Origin of the sequence: Arthrobacter sp. A2-55 (assembly GCF_025548615.1) — a bacterium.
GTDB lineage: Bacteria > Actinomycetota > Actinomycetes > Actinomycetales > Micrococcaceae > Specibacter > Specibacter silviterrae.
In genome coordinates, this window is sequence record NZ_JAJLOZ010000001.1 from 15204 (window position 1) to 32284 (window position 17081).

12 protein-coding genes are annotated in these 17081 nt (G+C 67.4%); 4 read left to right on the forward strand and 8 right to left on the reverse strand.

The genetic code is table 11. From position 1 onward, the window contains the following. Nucleotides 1-41: 41 nt before the first annotated feature. From LPN03_RS00075 to LPN03_RS00095, 5 genes are all read right to left on the reverse strand, one after another. Nucleotides 42-1028, reverse strand: coding sequence for a DegV family protein (locus LPN03_RS00075; protein WP_165180621.1), 987 nt, complete (start codon nt 1026-1028; stop codon nt 42-44). A gap of 21 nt (nt 1029-1049) precedes the next feature. Then, on the reverse strand, nt 1050-3554 hold the full coding sequence (leuS, locus tag LPN03_RS00080) for a leucine--tRNA ligase (RefSeq protein ID WP_410468537.1): 2505 nt from the start codon (nt 3552-3554) through the stop codon (nt 1050-1052). Nucleotides 3555-3789: 235 nt separating this feature from the next. Next, the gene (glpK, locus tag LPN03_RS00085; protein ID WP_262452323.1) at nt 3790-5304 is read right to left on the reverse strand and encodes a glycerol kinase GlpK; all 1515 of its coding nucleotides are present in this window, start codon (nt 5302-5304) and stop codon (nt 3790-3792) included. Nucleotides 5305-5406: 102 nt separating this feature from the next. Further along, nucleotides 5407-6147, reverse strand: coding sequence for an MIP/aquaporin family protein (locus tag LPN03_RS00090; RefSeq protein WP_165180619.1), 741 nt, complete (start codon nt 6145-6147; stop codon nt 5407-5409). Between the two features lie 82 nt (nt 6148-6229). After that, on the reverse strand, nt 6230-8014 hold the full coding sequence (locus LPN03_RS00095) for a glycerol-3-phosphate dehydrogenase/oxidase (protein ID WP_410468538.1): 1785 nt from the start codon (nt 8012-8014) through the stop codon (nt 6230-6232). 173 nt (nt 8015-8187) lie between these two features. Between LPN03_RS00095 and LPN03_RS00100 the strand changes: the two genes are divergently transcribed. The 4 genes from LPN03_RS00100 (at nt 8188) to LPN03_RS00115 (ending at nt 12130) form a co-directional block, all read left to right on the forward strand. After that, nucleotides 8188-9150 (forward strand): sugar-binding transcriptional regulator, encoded by a 963-nt coding sequence (locus tag LPN03_RS00100; RefSeq protein WP_370875201.1) that lies wholly within the window; start codon nt 8188-8190, stop codon nt 9148-9150. Between the two features lie 86 nt (nt 9151-9236). Next, complete coding sequence (locus LPN03_RS00105) at nt 9237-10070, forward strand: aldo/keto reductase (protein WP_262452324.1); 834 nt, start codon at nt 9237-9239, stop codon at nt 10068-10070. Between the two features lie 6 nt (nt 10071-10076). Next, nucleotides 10077-11009: an alpha/beta fold hydrolase gene (locus tag LPN03_RS00110; RefSeq protein ID WP_262452326.1), complete on the forward strand. Its 933-nt coding sequence runs from the start codon at nt 10077-10079 to the stop codon at nt 11007-11009. After that, a complete protein-coding gene (locus LPN03_RS00115) occupies nt 11006-12130 on the forward strand; it encodes a glycosyltransferase family 4 protein (RefSeq protein WP_262452328.1) in 1125 nt (374 codons plus the stop codon). Before LPN03_RS00110 ends, LPN03_RS00115 begins: the two co-directional genes overlap by 4 nt. Before the next feature lie 45 nt (nt 12131-12175). On the opposite strand, the gene LPN03_RS00120 is transcribed toward LPN03_RS00115, so the two are convergent. The 3 genes from LPN03_RS00120 to coaBC form a co-directional block, all read right to left on the reverse strand. Then, the gene (locus tag LPN03_RS00120; protein ID WP_165180615.1) at nt 12176-14353 is read right to left on the reverse strand and encodes a primosomal protein N'; all 2178 of its coding nucleotides are present in this window, start codon (nt 14351-14353) and stop codon (nt 12176-12178) included. Nucleotides 14354-14509: 156 nt separating this feature from the next. Then, the gene (gene metK, locus LPN03_RS00125) at nt 14510-15712 is read right to left on the reverse strand and encodes a methionine adenosyltransferase (RefSeq protein ID WP_262452329.1); all 1203 of its coding nucleotides are present in this window, start codon (nt 15710-15712) and stop codon (nt 14510-14512) included. A gap of 78 nt (nt 15713-15790) precedes the next feature. Beyond that, the gene (gene coaBC / locus LPN03_RS00130; RefSeq protein WP_165180642.1) at nt 15791-17056 is read right to left on the reverse strand and encodes a bifunctional phosphopantothenoylcysteine decarboxylase/phosphopantothenate--cysteine ligase CoaBC; all 1266 of its coding nucleotides are present in this window, start codon (nt 17054-17056) and stop codon (nt 15791-15793) included. Nucleotides 17057-17081: the final 25 nt, after the last annotated feature.

Here is a 17081-nt window from a genome sequence, read left to right on the forward strand (position 1 = left end):
GCACGGAGGGGAACGGGGGCTCCCGGGCCGGCTGTTGACGGCTAGCTGCCGGGCTGCACCTGTGGAGGGCCCATTTCACCGGAAACGACCACCACCAGGGCGCCCAGCCCTGCGTGGGCGGCCAGCACGGCGGGCAGCCGCGTCAGCACGGGTGCGGCAAGGCCGGGACGTTCGGCCTGCAGTGACTCCCCCAAGGCGCGAGCCTGGTCCTCGTTGCCAAAATGGTGCAGCCCCACCCGCGCGGTGCCCGGAGCCCTGGCGGCAAGGTCGTCAAGGGTGAGCCGTTCCAGCCGGGCCACCGCCTTGCCGGCGGACCTGACCTTTTCCAGCGGGACCACGGCGCCATCCCGAATTCCCAGCAGTGGCTTGATGTCCAGCACGGTGCCCACCCACGATGATGCCAGGCTGATGCGCCCGCCCCGCCTCAGCTGTTCCAGGCTGGGCACGTAAAAGTACACGGCGGCCGTGGCGATGGCTTCCTGGGCGGCTGCCATGACCTGGTCGACGGCGGCCCCCGCGGCGGCTGCGGCCACGGCGGCCTGCACGCCCACGCCCTGTGCCAGGCCCACGGTGGCCGAGTCCAGGACCATGACGGGGATCCCGGACCTGTCCGCGGCCAGCTGTGCCGCGTCCAGGGTTCCGGAGAGCTTGCCGGAAATGTGGATGGACAGCACGGCGTCAAAGCCCGCGTCGACGGCGCCCTGGTAGGCCTTGTCGAACTGGCCGGGCGAGGGCCGTGAGGTGCTCACCGCGGTGCCCGACGCCAGGGCGAGCGACATGGCGGCCTCCAGCTCGGAGTCGTCGTCGGAAAAGACGTTGGCCCCGATGATGACAGGCATGGGGACCACGGTGAGCCGGCCCCCGCCGCCGTGGAGTTCCACCCAGTCGTGCGGCAGTGCTGACGCCGAGTCGGTGACAACGGCCACGCGGACGCGTGGGCCGGCCCGTCCCGGAACAGCGGGCTTGGGGCGCAGCCGGGCGGCCTGGCTGCGCAGCCAGCCGCCACCGGCCACCTTGTCAGTGCTCATTTTCCCCTCCCGGGCGGACGCCTACGCGGGAACGATGTTGACCAGCTTGGGCGCCCGGACAATGACCGTCCGGATCCCCCGCCCGTCAAGGGCCTTTTGCACGGTCGCGGAGGCCAGGGCCAGTTCGCGCAACTCTTCCTCGCTGATGTCCGGGGACACCTCGAGGCGGTCGCGGACCTTGCCCTGGATCTGCACGATGGCCGTGATGCTCTGCTGGACCAGCAGGGACTCGTCGACCTGCGGGAAGCCTGCATTCGCCACGGAGGCCGGGTGGCCCAGCACGTTCCACATGTCCTCGGCCGTGTAGGGGGCGAAGAGGCTCAGCAGGATCGCCACGGCCTCGGCGGCCTCACGGACGGCCGGATCGGCGGGCCCGGATCCGGAGTCGATGACCTTGCGGGTGGCATTGACCAGCTCCATGAGCTTGGCCACCACCACGTTGAACTTGTGGCCTTCCAGCAGGGCCTTGGCCTCATGGATGGTGCGGTGCGTCAGTGACCGCAGGGCGGCATCCCCCGTGGACGGGTCCGTTCCGGTGGCACTGGCCACGCTGTGGGCCAGGCGCCAGGCGCGCGCCAGGAACTTTGCCGAGCCCGACGGCGACACGTCGGCCCAGTCGACGTCGTCCTCCGGGGGCCCGGCAAAGACCATGGTGAGCCGGACGGCGTCGACCCCGTAGCGGTCCAGCTGCTGGCCCAGGTCCACACCGTTGCCCAGCGACTTGCTCATGGCCTTGCCGCCATTGAGCACCTGGCCTTGGTTCAACAGGCGGCTGAACGGCTCGGTGGCCTCCAGCATGCCCATGTCGTGGATGACCTTGGTGAAGAAGCGGGCGTAGAGCAGGTGCAGGATGGCGTGCTCCACGCCGCCCACGTATTGGCCCACCGGCATCCAGTCGTTGACTTTGGCCGGGTCGAAGGGGCCATCCGTGTACTGCGGGGAGACGAAGCGCAGGAAGTACCAGGACGAATCCACAAACGTGTCCATGGTGTCGGTGTCGCGCTTGGCCGCGCCGCCGCACCGGGGGCAGCTCACGTTGACCCACTCTGCTGCTGCGGCCAGCGGCGAGGTGCCCTTCGGCGCCAGGGACTCGCCGCGCAGGTTGTCCGGCAGGCGCACGGGCAGCTGGTCATCCGGCACCGGCACCTCGCCGCAGTCGGGGCAGTGGATGATGGGGATGGGGGTGCCCCAGAAGCGCTGGCGGGAGAGCAGCCAGTCGCGGAGGCGGAAGTTGACGAATTTTTCGCCCGTGCCCAGCTTCTCCAGGATGGCGATGGCGGCCGGAATGGCTTCGGCCTTGGACAGGCCGTTGAGCTCGCCGGAGTTGATCAGGGTGCCCTCGCCGGTGGTGGCGGTGCCGGTCGCGGCGGGGTCTTCCTCGCCGGTGTCCAGGACGGCGCGGACTGGCAGGCCGAAGGCCTTGGCGAAGTCGAGGTCGCGCTGGTCGTGGGCGGGCACGGCCATGATGGCGCCCGTGCCGTAGTCGGCCAGGACATAGTCGGCCGCCCAGACGGGCAGCAATTCGGAGGTTAGCGGGTTGATGGCGTAGCGGCCCGTGAAGACGCCCGTCTTGGTGCGTTCGGTGGACTGGCGCTCGATGTCGCTCAGGGCCTTGACCTGCTCGCGGTAGTCGCTGAGCGCCTCGGCGTGCTCGGCCGTCACCAGTTCCAGGGCCAGGGGGGCATCGGCGGCCACCACAAAGAACGTGGCCCCGTAGAGTGTGTCCGGACGGGTGGTGAAGACGGTCAGTTCCTGCTCGGGCTTCCCGGCGCCGGCAGCCTCAATCACAAACCGCACGTGGGCGCCCTCGGAGCGGCCGATCCAGTTTTTCTGCATGGCCAGCACGCGGTCCGGCCAGTTGCCTTTGAGCGCGTCCATGTCATCGAGCAGGCGGTCCGCATAGTCGGTGATCTTGAAGTACCACTGGTTCAGCGACTTCTTCGTCACAATGGTTCCGCAGCGTTCGCAGGCGCCGTTGACCACCTGTTCGTTTGCGAGCACCGTCTGGTCCTTGGGGCACCAGTTGACGGGGGAATCCTTGCGGTAGGCCAGGCCGCGCTGGTAGAAGCGCGTGAACAGCCACTGCGTCCAGCGGTAGTACTCGGGGTCTGAGGTCTGCAGCCGGCGGGACCAGTCCACGGAAATGGCGTAGCGCTTGAAGGACTCCGCCTGGGTGTCTATGTTTGCGTAGGTCCACTCGCTGGGGTGGGCGTTGCGCTTGATGGCGGCGTTTTCCGCCGGCAGGCCAAAAGAGTCCCAGCCGATCGGGTGCAGTACGTCAAAGCCGAGCTGGCGCCAGTACCGGGAGACCACGTCGCCCATGGCAAACGCCTCCGCGTGGCCCATGTGGAGGTCGCCGGAGGGGTATGGGAACATGTCCAGGACGTAGCGGCGTTCCTTGGAGCCGTCGTCGAGCGGGGTGAAGACCTTCAATTCCTCCCAGACGGCCGGCCACTTGGCCTCCATCGCGGCGAAACTGTAGACGCCCTCTTCGCTGTTCTCTTCCGTCTGGGACTGCACGCTCACGTACCCTGCCTTTTCATTCATCAATGGCTTCCTGCACTGCCCTGCCCTGCCCTTTACACACAAAAGCCCCTCGACATGGCAAGGGGCGGCCGCTTCGGTGGTTGCGGCTAGGTAAGGAGGAGGAAGTTGTGCATTCCTTTACTTTAGCGCACTTGAAGAACGACGGCGGGGGCCCGCCTTCCCAGGGAAGGCGGGCCCCCGCCGGGGTGCTTCGGGCGGTGCCCGGACCCGGTCGCTACTTCACGTCTTCGTCAACCCAGTCCATGGACTTGGTGACTGCCTTCTTCCACAGGCGCATCTGGCGGTCGCGCTCGGCGGCATCCATTTGCGGGACCCAGCGCTTGTCCTCCGACCAGTTGCTGGAGAGCTCGCCCAGGTCATTCCAGAAACCGACAGCCAGGCCGGCCGCGTAGGCCGCCCCAAGCGCCGTGGTCTCGGTGACCTTCGGGCGGATCACCGGCACGCCGAGGATGTCCGCCTGGAACTGCATGAGGGCGTCGTTGGCAACCATGCCGCCGTCGACCTTCAGTTCCGTCAGGTCCACTCCCGAGTCGGCGTTGACGGCGTCGAGCACCTCGCGGGTCTGGAACGCGGTGGCCTCCAGCGCCGCCCGGGCGATGTGGTTCTTGTTGACAAAGCGGGTCAGGCCCACAATGGCGCCGCGGGCGTCCGCGCGCCAATACGGCGCGAACAGGCCGGAGAACGCGGGGACGATGTAGACGCCACCATTGTCCTCGACAGCGGCCGCCAGTTCCTCCACCTCCGGCGCCGTCTTGATCATGCCGATGTTGTCGCGCAGCCACTGGATGAGCGAGCCGGTGACGGCGATGGAGCCCTCCAGCGCGTAGTGCGGCTTGGCGTCGCCAAGCTTGTAGCCCAGCGTGGTCAGCAGGCCGTTCTTCGAGTGGACGATTTCCTCGCCCGTGTTGAAGATCAGGAAGCAGCCGGTGCCGTAGGTGTTCTTGGCCTCGCCGGTGCCAAAGGCAGCCTGCCCGAACGTGGCGGCCTGCTGGTCGCCCAGGATGCCGGCCACGGGGACCTCGCGCAGCAGCTGGCTGCCGTGGACCGTGCCGTAAACCTCGGAAGAGGACTTGATGGCAGGCATCATGGACTTCGGCACGCCGAAGACTGCAAGGATGTCATCGTCCCACTGGAGGGTTTCCAGGTCCATGAACATGGTGCGCGAGGCGTTGGTGACATCGGTGATGTGCACACCGCCGTCCACGCCGCCGGTCAGGTTCCAGGTCACCCAGCTGTCGGTGTTGCCAAAGAGCAGGTCCCCGGCCTCCGCCTTGGCGCGGGCGCCGTCAACGTTGTCCAGGATCCACTTGATCTTGGTGCCGGAGAAGTAGGTGGCCAGCGGCAGGCCCACCTTGTCCTTAAAACGCTCCACGCCGCCGTCGGCCGCCAGCTCGTCAACGATGTCCTGGGTGCGGGTGTCCTGCCAGACAATGGCGTTGTACACCGGGACGCCGGTGGTCTTGTCCCAGACGACGGCGGTCTCGCGCTGGTTGGTGATGCCGACGCCGACGATGTCGTGGCGGGTGAGGTTTGCCTGCGCCAGTGCCGTGCCGATCACCTCACGGGTGTTGTTCCAGATTTCGGTGGCGTTGTGCTCCACCCAGCCTGCCTTGGGGAAGATCTGCTCGTGCTCAAGCTGGCCCGTGGAGACGATGTTGCCGTCGTGGTCGAACACGATGGCGCGACTGCTGGTGGTCCCCTGGTCAATGGCAATTACGTACTGAGACATCATTGTTCCTTTGTTTGTACAGCCTGCGGTTGGTACTTGGCTGCAACCGCGATTGCAACCGCTACTTCAAGGTCTACTTCAATCCCCTGCGTGCTACAAGGGCTACTTCACGAGCAGTGGCATCCAGTTGGCCATCAGCCCGCCCAGTGCGCCGCCGACGAGAGGTCCGACGATCGGAACCCACGAGTAGGCCCAGTCGCTGGAACCCTTGCCCTTGATGGGCAGCAGCGCGTGGGCAATGCGGGGGCCCAGGTCGCGGGCGGGGTTGATGGCGTAGCCGGTGGGCCCACCGAGGGAGGCGCCGATGCCTACAACCAGCAGGGCAACGGGCAGCGGGCCAAGCCCTGCGGCGCTCTTGCCGAACAGCAGGATGACGAAGACCAGCACAAAGGTGCCGATGATTTCCGTGGCCACATTCCAGCCGTAGCTGCGGATGGCCGGGCCGGTGGAGAACACGCCCAGCTTGGTTGCGGCGTCGGGCTCCTCGTCGAAGTGCTGCTTGTAGGCAACCCAGCAGAACACTGCGCCGAGGAAGGCACCCACCAGTTCACCGCTGATCGAGGTGAAGATGCTGGCGGCGTCCACGGGGACGCCCGGGGCAAATTCCTTGCCGCCGCTGAGCCAGACGCCCACGGTGACCGCCGGGTTAAGCTGTGCGCCGGATTTCGCGGCAACGAAAACGCCTGCCATGACGGCCAGGCCCCATCCCCAGTTGACGAGGTGGAACCCGCCGGCATTGCCCTTGGTGCCCTTCAATGCCACATTGGCGACCACGCCGCAACCGAGCAAGGTGAGCATCATGGTTCCCATCACCTCTGACAGGAACACTATTCCTAGAGACATCTTTGACTCCTTCTATATTTTGTTGTGTATGGCGGGCCGCTGCCGGCCCGCCGTTCTTGAACCCCGTTCCCCGAAGGGGCACTTAGGCAATCAAGCTTTGAACCTGAACTCCGTGGAAACGGTCCAGGACATCTTCGGCGTGGCGGATCTCCTGCTGCTGCTTCGCCTTGGACCAGCCCAGCGGCCCGGCGAGGGCAGCGGCAGTCTCGGCCAGCAACTCGGCGGTCACCAGGCCGCGGAAGGCAAGGGAGGTGCGGCGGATCAGCACGTCCACCAGGTGGCCGATCTGTTCGTGCTCCACCATGAACGCAATTTCGCGCGTGCTCAGCTCATGGGTCGATTCAAAGGGCACGTCCGCAGCCGCGCCCGCGGACAGGTAGGCGATGACCGTGTCCGCCCGGGTGCCGTAGCGCGTCAGCAGCACCCCGGCGCGGCTTGCGCTGATGGCGCCGGTGGCATGCGCGGCAATCCAGGCCTCGACGCCGGCGTCGGTGGCAGGGAAGCCGGCGCCCCCGCCAATGGCGAGCTTCGCCGTCGAGGTTTTCCTTTCGGCGCCCAGGATGGCGAGCACGTCATTGGCCAGGTGCTCGGACAGGGCGCGGAAGGTGGTCCACTTCCCGCCGACCAGGCTCAGCACGGGCACCGTGGCGCCTGCAACGGCCCGGTCGGAACGCTCGATCCGGTAGTCGCGGGAGACGAAGCCGGGGGCCGTTTCGTCATGTCGCGGCAGGGGGCGCACACCGGAGAAGGTGTACACGATTTCATTGCGCGTGACGGGGATTTCGGGGAACACGTGGCCGATGAGGTCGAAGAAGTAGTCGATCTCCTCCTCCGTGCACACGGCATCCTTGGCCATGTCGGCATTGACGTCGGTGGTGCCGACCAGCACGCGATCGCCCATGGGGTAGATCAGCACGATGCGCCCGTCGGTGTGCTCGAAAAAGATTTCCCGGCCGTTGCACGCGGCCAGCAGGCCTGGGTGGTCCAGGACGATGTGGGAGCCCTTGGTGCCGCCCATGAAACGGGTTTCGGCTCCCATGGCCGTGTTGGTCGCGTCCACCCAGGCGCCGGTGGTGTTGACGATGACATCTGCGGTGAACGTGAAGGACTCTCCGGTGAGCTGGTCGGTGAGTTCCACGCCGTCGGCCGTGACCGCCGTGGCGGCCAGGTAGTTGGTGGCGCGCGCACGCGCGGCGCCTGCTGCACCCCCGCCCGCCAGCCCGGCCTTTTCGCCGTCCTGGAGCACGTCAAGGGTGAGGCGTTCCGGGTTGTGCACTGACGCGTCGTAATAGGTGGCCGCGTACTTGATGCCGGGGTTCAGGGCGGGGAGCTCGGCCAGGGCCTTGCTGCGCCCCTTGAATTCATGGCGGGGAACAGTGCCGCCGTCGCGCGAGAAGGAATCGTACATGGTCAGCCCCGCCTTGATCAGGAAGGCCCCGCGCTCCTGGGGCTTGCCCTGCTTGTGGGTGAGGAAGCGCACCGGGGCCGCGAGGATGCCGGAGAACGTGCTGAAGATGGGGATGGTGGTCTTGAGTGGCTTGACGTAGTGCGGGGCGATCTTCAGGAGGCGGTTGCGCTCCACGACGGATTCCCGGACCAGGCGGAATTCACCGTTCTCCAGGTACCGGATGCCACCGTGGATCATGTGGGAAGAGGCGCCCGAGGCCCCCTGGCAGTAGTCGCCGCGCTCCACCAGCGCCACCTCGACCCCCTGCAGGGCCAGGTCGCGGAATGTCCCCACGCCGTTGATGCCGCCGCCGATGATGAGCACCTGCGCGTGGGGCCTGCTGCGCAGCGCCTCCACCTGGGGGCGTGTGACGGCCTCCCCCTTGTCCGCAGCTGCATTCTTGCCGGCATTGCCAAGGATTCCCACGTTGACCTCAATCGAGTCCCGTTTCTCTGCGCTCTGGGCGCCTGTTCCAACTATTGTTGGGGGAGGTGAAAAAAATAGTCAACCAGCATGCACAAACGTGCAGAAAGGTCGTGCGTCACATGCCCGCCAAGCGTTCAAAACAGTCGGATACCCTCCGTGCTGCACAAATGTACTATCTGCAGGACCAGACCATGGATGCCATTGCGCGCGAGCTGCGGACCTCCCGTTCCACCGTCTCCCGGCTGCTCTCAGCCGCACGGGACAGCGGCCTGGTGCAGGTCCAGATCAAGACCCCGGCGGACCTGGCGCCGGAATTGGAACGCGTCATCCGCCGGCGCTACAAGGTGGATGTGCACGTGGTGCCCGTGGCGGACACGCTCAATGAGATGGACGTGCTGGACCGCGTCAGCATGCAGGCGGCCCGCACCATCACCCCGCTGGTGGACTCCAACGCCGTCATCGGCGTGGCCTGGGGGTCCACGCTCAGTGCCGTCAGTCGCCACCTGACGCGCAAGACCACCCACGGCACAACCATTGTCCAGCTGAACGGGGCCGGCAACACCCAGACATCCGGCATTACCTACGCCTCCGAGATTATCCGCCGGTTTGGCACCGCCTATGGGGCCAAGGTGGAACAGTTCCCCGTGCCCGCGTTCTTTGACCGCGCCGAGACGAAGCGCCTCATGTGGGAGGAACGCAGCGTCCAGCGCATCCTGGAGTTGCAATCGCGCGTGACCATCGCCATCTTCGGTGTGGGCTCCATCGACGCCGAGGTGCCCAGCCACGTCTACACCGGCGGATACCTGGACTCCACCGACATAGACGACCTCGAGGCCAGCGGCGTGGCCGGGGACGTCGCCACAGTCTTCTTCCGCGACGACGGCAGCGACGAGGGCATCATGCTCAACGAACGCTCCAGCGGGCCCAGCCTGGCCAGCCTGCGCAAGATCCGCCGTCGAATCTGCGTGGTTTCCGGCGCCAAGAAAATCAAGGGACTGCGCGGCGCGCTCGCAGCCGGACTGGCCACCGAGCTGATCCTGGACGAAACCACCGCCCGTGAACTCGTGGAGCAGGAATCGGCGCAGTCGGACCCCATCTTTGGCTTCCTCAACAGCCTGGACGGCCTGTAGCGGGAGGCCGCCGGGCCGGCCGCACGGGGGACGGTCCCCGCGCGCGGGTTCCCCCCGGCCCGCGCCGCTCGTCTAGAGTCGTAGGTATGCACATGGCACCCAAAACCACCCTCAACAACGGCGTCACGATCGACCAGCTCGGCTACGGCGTGTACAAGGTCCCGGCGGAAGATTGCGCCAACCTTGTCTCCACGGCCATCGACGCCGGCTACCGCACCGTGGACACGGCCGCACTCTATGGCAACGAAGAGGGCGTGGGCAGGGCTGTCAACGCCGCCGTCATGGCAGGAACGCCGCGGGAGGACCTCTTTGTCACTTCCAAGGTCTGGAATGACCGCCACGGCTACGATTCCACCCTGGCCGCCTTCGGCGAGTCCATGTCCCGGCTGGGACTGGACTACATGGACATGTTCCTGATCCACTGGCCGTGCCCCGAACAGGACCTGTTCATCCCCACCTACAAGGCGCTGGAGACCCTCTACCAGGAGGGCCGGGTGCGGGCCATCGGCGTCAGCAACTTCGAACCCGACCACCTGCACCGCCTGCTGGACGCCACCAGCGTGGTCCCGGCGGTGAACCAGGTGGAACTCCACCCCTGGCTGCAGCAGCGCGAACTCCGTGCCCTCCATGCCGAACTGGGCATCACCACCCAGGCGTGGAGCCCGCTGGCCCGCGGACAGCTCCTGGAGGATCCCGTGCTCGCCGCCATGGCCGCCGGCCACGGGCGTTCGACGGCGCAGATCGTGCTGCGCTGGCACGTCCAGTCCGGGCACCTGGTCATTCCCAAGGCAAGCAGCCCGGCCCGGATTGCCGAGAACCTGCACGTTTTTGACTTTTCGCTCAGCGAGGCCGACATGGCCGCCATTGCAGCCCTGGACAGCGGGCGGCGCTCCGGCTCCGACCCCAACAACGTGAACTAGCCGCACATGGCCTTCCTGAAACCGCGCACCGCGCCCGCAGGCACGCCTGTCACCGTGGACCTGTCCGCCCGCGCCACGGAAAACACTGTGGACGTGGACGGAACCCAAGTGCACTACTGGGACTATGCGCCTCTCGTGTGGACTGCGGCCACACGCACCATCGTCATGGTGCACGGCTTCCGCGGAGACCACCACGGGCTGGAACGCGTGGTGGAACTGCTTCCCGACCACCGCGTCATCATGCCGGACCTCCCCGGCTTTGGCAGCTCCCCCGCCTTTGCACACGGTGAACACAGCGTGGCGGGCTACGGCGCATTCCTGGCGGGATTCCTGGACTCACTGGCCCTCGGCACCGGCACAGTGCTGCTGGGCCACTCCTTTGGCTCCATTGTGGCCGCACACTTTGCCGCCTCCCACCCGCACCGCGTGTTCCCCCTGGTCCTGGTCAACCCCATCGCCTCCCCCGCCCTGGAGGGGCCCAAGGGCATCATGACGAAACTGGCCATCTTCTATTACTGGGCCGCAGCGAGGTTGCCCCGCCCCCTCGGCAACGCCCTGCTGCGCAGCTGGCTCATTGTTCACGTCATGAGCATCACCATGGCCAAGACCCGGGACCCCCGGCTGCTGGCGTTCATCCACGGCCAGCACCACGCCTACTTCAGCGACTTTGCCGACCGCGACATGCTGCTGGAATCCTTCCGCGCCTCCGTGGGCGGCACGGTCCGGGAAGTTGCTGCGCAGCTGACCCTCCCGGTGCTGCTCATTGCTGGCGCCGAGGATGAAATCGCCACGCTCCCCACTCAGCACAAGCTTCTGGGGCTGCTGCCGGACGCAGAGCTGGTGGTGATCGACGACGTCGGCCACCTGATCCACTATGAAACCCCCGGGCCCGCGGCGCGGGCCATCAACAGCTTCCTGGAAAGGCACCCAGCCCCGTGACAGCCAGCAACGAACCCGGCCCGGCCGGAGGCCCGTCCCCGGCCGGCAGGCCCAAGATTGTCTTTGACGCCCGCTTTACCCGCCTGGACCACCACGACGGCATCAGCCGCTACGGCGCAAGCCTCATGGCCGCCGTCGCGCCTTTTGCCGACGTGACCATGCTCATTCATGACGAGCGCCAGCTGGCCCTGCTGCCGGAGCTGCCGTGGGTGAAGATCAATTCGCCGCTGTCGCCCATGGAGCTGTTTGTGGCGCGGCACGTGAACAAACTGGGCGCCGGGCTGGTGTTTTGCCCGATGCAGACCATGGGCAGCTGGGGCCGGAAGTACCCCCTGGTGCTGACCCTCCACGACCTCATCTACTATGAGCACCCGGCCCCTCCCGGCTTCCTGCCGGCGCCCGTGCGCGTGCTGTGGCGGCTGTACCACAAGGCGTACTGGCCGCAGCGGCTGCTGTTGAACCGTGCTGACGTGGTGGCAACCATCAGTGAGACCACGCTGGGGCTGATGAACAAGTTCCGGCTCACGCGCAAGCCCATCCGCATTGTCGGCAACGCCCCGCAAGGCAACCGCGTGCCCCGGGACCCTGCCGTTGTCCCGGACAAGTCCCTGGTCTACATGGGCTCGTTCATGCCGTACAAGAACGTTGAAACGCTCATTGCCGGCATGGCGGAACTGCCTGATTTCACCCTTCACCTGCTCAGCCGGATCACCCCGCAGCGCCGGGCCGAACTCTCAGCGCTGGTTCCCGCCGGTGCCGCCGTGGAATTCCACAATGGCGTTACGGATGCCGTATACGACGACATGCTGCTGCGCGCCACGGCCCTCGTCACGCTGTCCAAGGCGGAAGGCTACGGCCTCCCGCTGGTCGAGGCCATGGCACTCGGCACGCCCGTGGTGGTGGCCGACACGGACATTTTCCGCGAAGTGGGGGGAGCCGCCGCCCGTTACGTGCCGGCAGACTCGCCGACCGCATTTGCCGCCGCCGTGCGCGCCCTGGACGACCATGCCGCATGGCAGGAATGCTCGACGGCGTCGGTCGCCCAGGCGGGCACCTTCAGTTGGGAGGCCTCCGCCAAGGAGTTGCTCGCCATCGCCGGGGAGCTGCGGCCCGGGCACTGAGAACCGGGCACTGAGAAGCCGGCACTGAGAACGGGGCAGGGAACTTTAGATGACGTCAACGCCGTCGCAGCGGACCTGCACGGCGGATCCCACCTTGCGGGCGGCGTTGGCGGCCTTCAGGGCACGCATGGCACCCGTGACGGTGGCGGCCATGGCGTAGGGGAAGAAGACCAGAGTCCGGTAGTCGGGGGCGCTGTCCCCGTCAACGCCCGGGCGGGCACCGTAGGAGCCCGGCACCGGTGCCGGCCCCACTGTCCGTGCGGATTCCGGCAGGTCCAGGGCAGCCGCGAAGGCAACAACATCGGCTTCCGCCCCGGTCAGTGCCGCCACCCGCACGGCCGGGGGCAGCCCCAGCTCATGGCGCAGCCCGAACTCGCGCTCCGCGTAGCCGGCCGGATCCCACCGGACCAGTGCCTGCACCTCGATGGAGTCGTCCGCCGTGACAACCACTGTGCCGCCCTCCCTGGCCGGTCGCACCAGCGCCGCGGCATTCATCCAGCGCCGCAGGGTGTCTTCCCCCGAGCGCAGGGATTCGCGCCGGAGCATCGCGTCACCGTCCAGAAGCAGGGCTGCCGCGTAGCCCCTCGGGGCCACCGGTTCCGCGCCGACGGTGGCAACCACAATGGCCGGCCGGTCAGGGACAACGGCCTTGACGTGGTCACCGGCCGAGGAAATGACGGGAACCGACGGAAAGGCACGCCCCAGTTCCTCCGCAGTCCGCAGCGCACCCACGGCAGAGGCGCGCAAGGTGTGGTTCCCGCAGGTGGGGCAGCTGAAGGACGTTTCCGCCCGGCCGCACCAGCGGCATGTGACCAGCACCTGGCTGGAACCAGGTGCCCGGGACTGCATGAGCGGCCCCGTGCACTCCGTGCACCTGGCCGCCTCCCGGCAACGTTGGCAGGCAAGTGCGGGTGCGTAGCCCGTGCGGGCCACCTGGACCAGCACCGGCCCGGACTTGAGGGCGGCCCGGGCGCTTTCCCAGGCGCGGTGGGGCAGCCGCGCCAGCGATGCCAGCGGATCGCGCTCCTGTTCCCAGCTGTCAGCGGTGCTGACCACGCGGGCAGTCTCCGTCCGTGCCACGGGACGTTCAGCGACCAGGGACTGGGCCCACCCGGTGGCCACCAGCCGCTGGGACTCCATGCTGCGGCTGTGGCAGGCCATGAGCACGGCCGTGTCCTCCACCTCCGAGCGCAGCAGCAGGACGTCGCGGCTGTGCTGGTACGGCGTCCGGCGTTCAAGGTGGAGCTCGTCGCCGTCGTCCCAGCAGCACACCAGGCCCAGGTCGGTGACGGGGGCATAGGCGGCGGAACGGGTCCCGATGACTATCTTTACATCGCCGCTGAGCACGCGAAGAAAGTTGTCGTAGCGCAGGCTCGGGGCGTCGTCGGCCGTGAGCTTCACGAAACTGCCGGCCGGCAGCACAGAAGCACAGGCCTTCTCCAGCAGTTCCAGGTCGCGGAGGTCGGGCACCACCACAATGGCGCCGCGGCCGGACAGCTGGCAGTAGGCCGCGGCCTGGGCAAGCTGGTGGTGCCAGGAGGCAGGGCCGTACCCGGACAGCGACTGCAGCACCGCCTTGGGCGACGCCCCCATGGCCAGGCGGGTGAGAAAGTCCTCGGCATGTGCATAGCCGCGGAACAGGGAATGGCCCGGGTGCGCCGCCGGCGGGGGCGCCGGCACGGCACGTCCCCCCGGCACACCGGCGTCCAGGCCCTTGCCGGGCGCGGCCGGGGCGCCTGCAAGTGCGGCAGCGTCCGCGCGCTCCTGCAATTGTTTCAGATACCCCTTGTCCAGGCTGGCCACGCGGGGCGGCACTGCAACGCGCAGCACATCAGCCACCGTGCCGCTATAGCGGGCGGCCACCCGGCGGGCCAGTTCCAGCACCTGCGGGGCCAGCACGGGAACTGCCGAATAAACCCGGGACAGCGGCACCAGGCGCTCGGATTCCGAATGCTCAGCACGGCCAACCAGAAAGCCGTTGAGGTCCTGTCCGGAGAACTTGACCCGCACGCGCACACCCGGCTGCGCGTCTGCGTCCAGCTCTTTGGGGACGGAATAGTCAAAGACCCTGTCAAGGTGCGGCAGTGCTGAGTCAATCACCACCTGGGCCACGGGCAGCGCCGGTGCCAATTCCACGCCGCTGTGCGGGTCAGCCACCCGCTCGCGGCCCACAAAGCCGCTCAGGAGGGTCAGCTGGACGCCCGGTTCCTGGTGCGCTGCCATGGCGTCCTCCCTCCTGTAGCAACGGCGGGCAGCCACGGTGGCCGCAAGCCGGGGCGGTATTGCCCCTGAAACCAGCTAAGCACAGCCTGCCGACAAATTGCCGGCCGCTGTGCTTGGCTGTGGACAACCCGGGCCCAAATGCGCCCCGGGCGGGGCCTAGGCGTTGAAAAAGGCCTTCAGGGCATCCACACGGTCAAGGTTTTCCCACGTGAAGTCGGGGTCGTCACGGCCAAAGTGGCCGTGCGCGGCCGTCTTGGCGTAAATGGGGCGCTTGAGGTCCAGGTCCCGGATGATGGGGCGCGGGCGGAGGTCAAAGACGGACTCGATGGCCTGCTCAATCCGACGCGGGTCCACGGTCTCGGTGCCAAACGTCTCCACATAAATCCCCACGGGCCGCGCAACGCCGATGGCATAGCCCACCTGGACCTCGGCGCGGGACGCCAGCCCGGCCGCCACCACATTCTTGGCAACCCAGCGCATGGCGTAGGCGGCCGAGCGGTCCACCTTTGACGGGTCCTTGCCGGAGAACGCGCCGCCGCCATGGCGTGCCATGCCGCCGTAGGTGTCAACAATGATCTTCCGCCCGGTCAGCCCGGCATCGCCCACGGGACCACCCACCACAAAGGCGCCTGCGGGGTTCAGGTGGGCCTTCATGGCGGAAAGGTCCAGTCCGGAGGCGTCCATGACGGGCGCAATGACAAATTCCTGCAGGTCCGCACGGAGCCTGTCCAGAGAGGTGCCTTCGGCGTGCTGGCTGGAAATGACCACGGTGTCCACGGAGACGGGGACGTCGCCGTCGTACCCGATGGTCACCTGGGTCTTGCCGTCGGGGCGCAGGTAGGCCAGCTGCCCGGACTTGCGGACATCCGTCAAGCGCTCGGAGAGGCGGTGTGCCAGGAAAATGGGGGTGGGCATGTAGGACGCAGTCTCATTGCTGGCATAGCCAAACATCAGGCCCTGGTCGCCGGCGCCCTGGGCGTCGTCCTCATCCACCGCGGTGCCTTCACGCACCTCCAGGGAATTGAACACGCCGTCAAAGATGTCCTGTGACTGCTGGCCGATGGAGACTGAGACGCCGCAGCGGGCGCCGTCGAAACCGTTCGCGGAAGAGTCGTAACCGATGTCCAGGATGGTGTTGCGGACAATCTGCGGAATTTCCACATACGCGTTGGTGGTGACCTCGCCGGCCACGTGCACCAGGCCCGTGGTGGCCATGGTTTCCACAGCCACGCGGGAATCGGGGTCCTCGGCGAGCAGCGCGTCCAGGATGGCGTCGCTGATTTGGTCGCAGATCTTGTCCGGATGCCCCGCAGTCACTGACTCGGAGGTAAAAAGGCGCAGGGGGTTCGCTGTTGTCACTGATTCACTCTACTTGGTTCTGGTTCGTGCCCCGTTGGCAGGGGGCCTGGCTTGAAACACGCGTTCACACACGGCGGGCTAGGGGCTGCCGAGCCGCCCCGCTATGACACGCACGACGGCGTCCGCCACCTCGCGCTTGCTGCCGGCGGCCTGCACGGTGCCGGCACCGTCGAGGGCCAGGATTTCCACCCGGTTGCCGTCCTGGCCGAAGACCTTTTCGGTGCCCGACTCCCCCGGACCGACCTCGTTGACCACCAGGAGGTCACAGCCCTTGCGCTGCAGTTTTGCCTGCGCATAGCTGAGGGCGTCGGATTCAGAGTCGCCGGTTTCAGCGGCGAAGCCCACAATGAGCTGGGCGCGGTTTTGGGCGGCACGGTGCGCCACAATTTCCACCAGGATGTCCGGGTTGCGGACCAGCTTGATGACGGGATCCGCCACGTCGTCGCGCTTTTTGATCTTGCCGGTGGAAATGGTGGCCGGGCGGAAGTCGGCCACGGCGGCAGCCATGATGACGACGTCAGCCGTGGCGGCTGCGGCGAGGGTGGCCGAGCGCAGTTCCAGCGCCGTCTCGATGGACTGCGCCTTCACGCCGGCCGGGGCCGGGACGTCCATGTGGCCGTGAATGAAGGTGACCTCGGCACCGGCTGCGAGGGCGGATTCGGCCAGCGCCACGCCCTGCTTGCCGGAGGACTTGTTGCCCAGGAAGCGGACGGGGTCCAGCGGTTCACGCGTGCCGCCTGCCGTGATCACCACCTGACGGCCCACCAGCGGCCGGGCACCAGCCGGGGACCCGGCGTCGTGCGTGTTGGGGGCAGCCGGGCTGCCCACCAGCTCCATGGCTGCAGCCAGGATCACCTCGGGATCCGGCAGCCGGCCGGGGCCGGTGTCCGGGCCGGTGAGCCGTCCGACGGCGGGTTCCAGCACGTGCACCCCGCGCGAGCGGAGGGTGGCCACATTGGCCGCCGTGGCAGCGTGCCGCCACATTTCCGTATGCATGGCGGGGGCAAACAGCACCGGCCCGCGGGCCATCAGCAAGGTGGTGGTCAGGAGGTCGTTGGCCTGCCCGCCGGCGGCCCGGGCCAGGAGGTCGGCCGTGGCGGGGGCGACCACGATGAGGTCCGCTTCGTGTCCGATGCGCACATGGTTGACCTGGTCAACGGCATCGAATACGTCGTTGGTGACCGGCTGCCCGCTGAGTGCCTCCCACGTGGCCACGCCCACAAATTTCGTGGAAGCCTCCGTGGGGATGACAGTGACCCGGTGCCCGGCCTCGGTGAAAAGGCGCAGCAGCAGGGCCGACTTGTAGGCGGCGATTCCGCCGCCCACGCCCAGGACAATGTTCAGCACGGTCACCGGCTCGGCGCGGGGC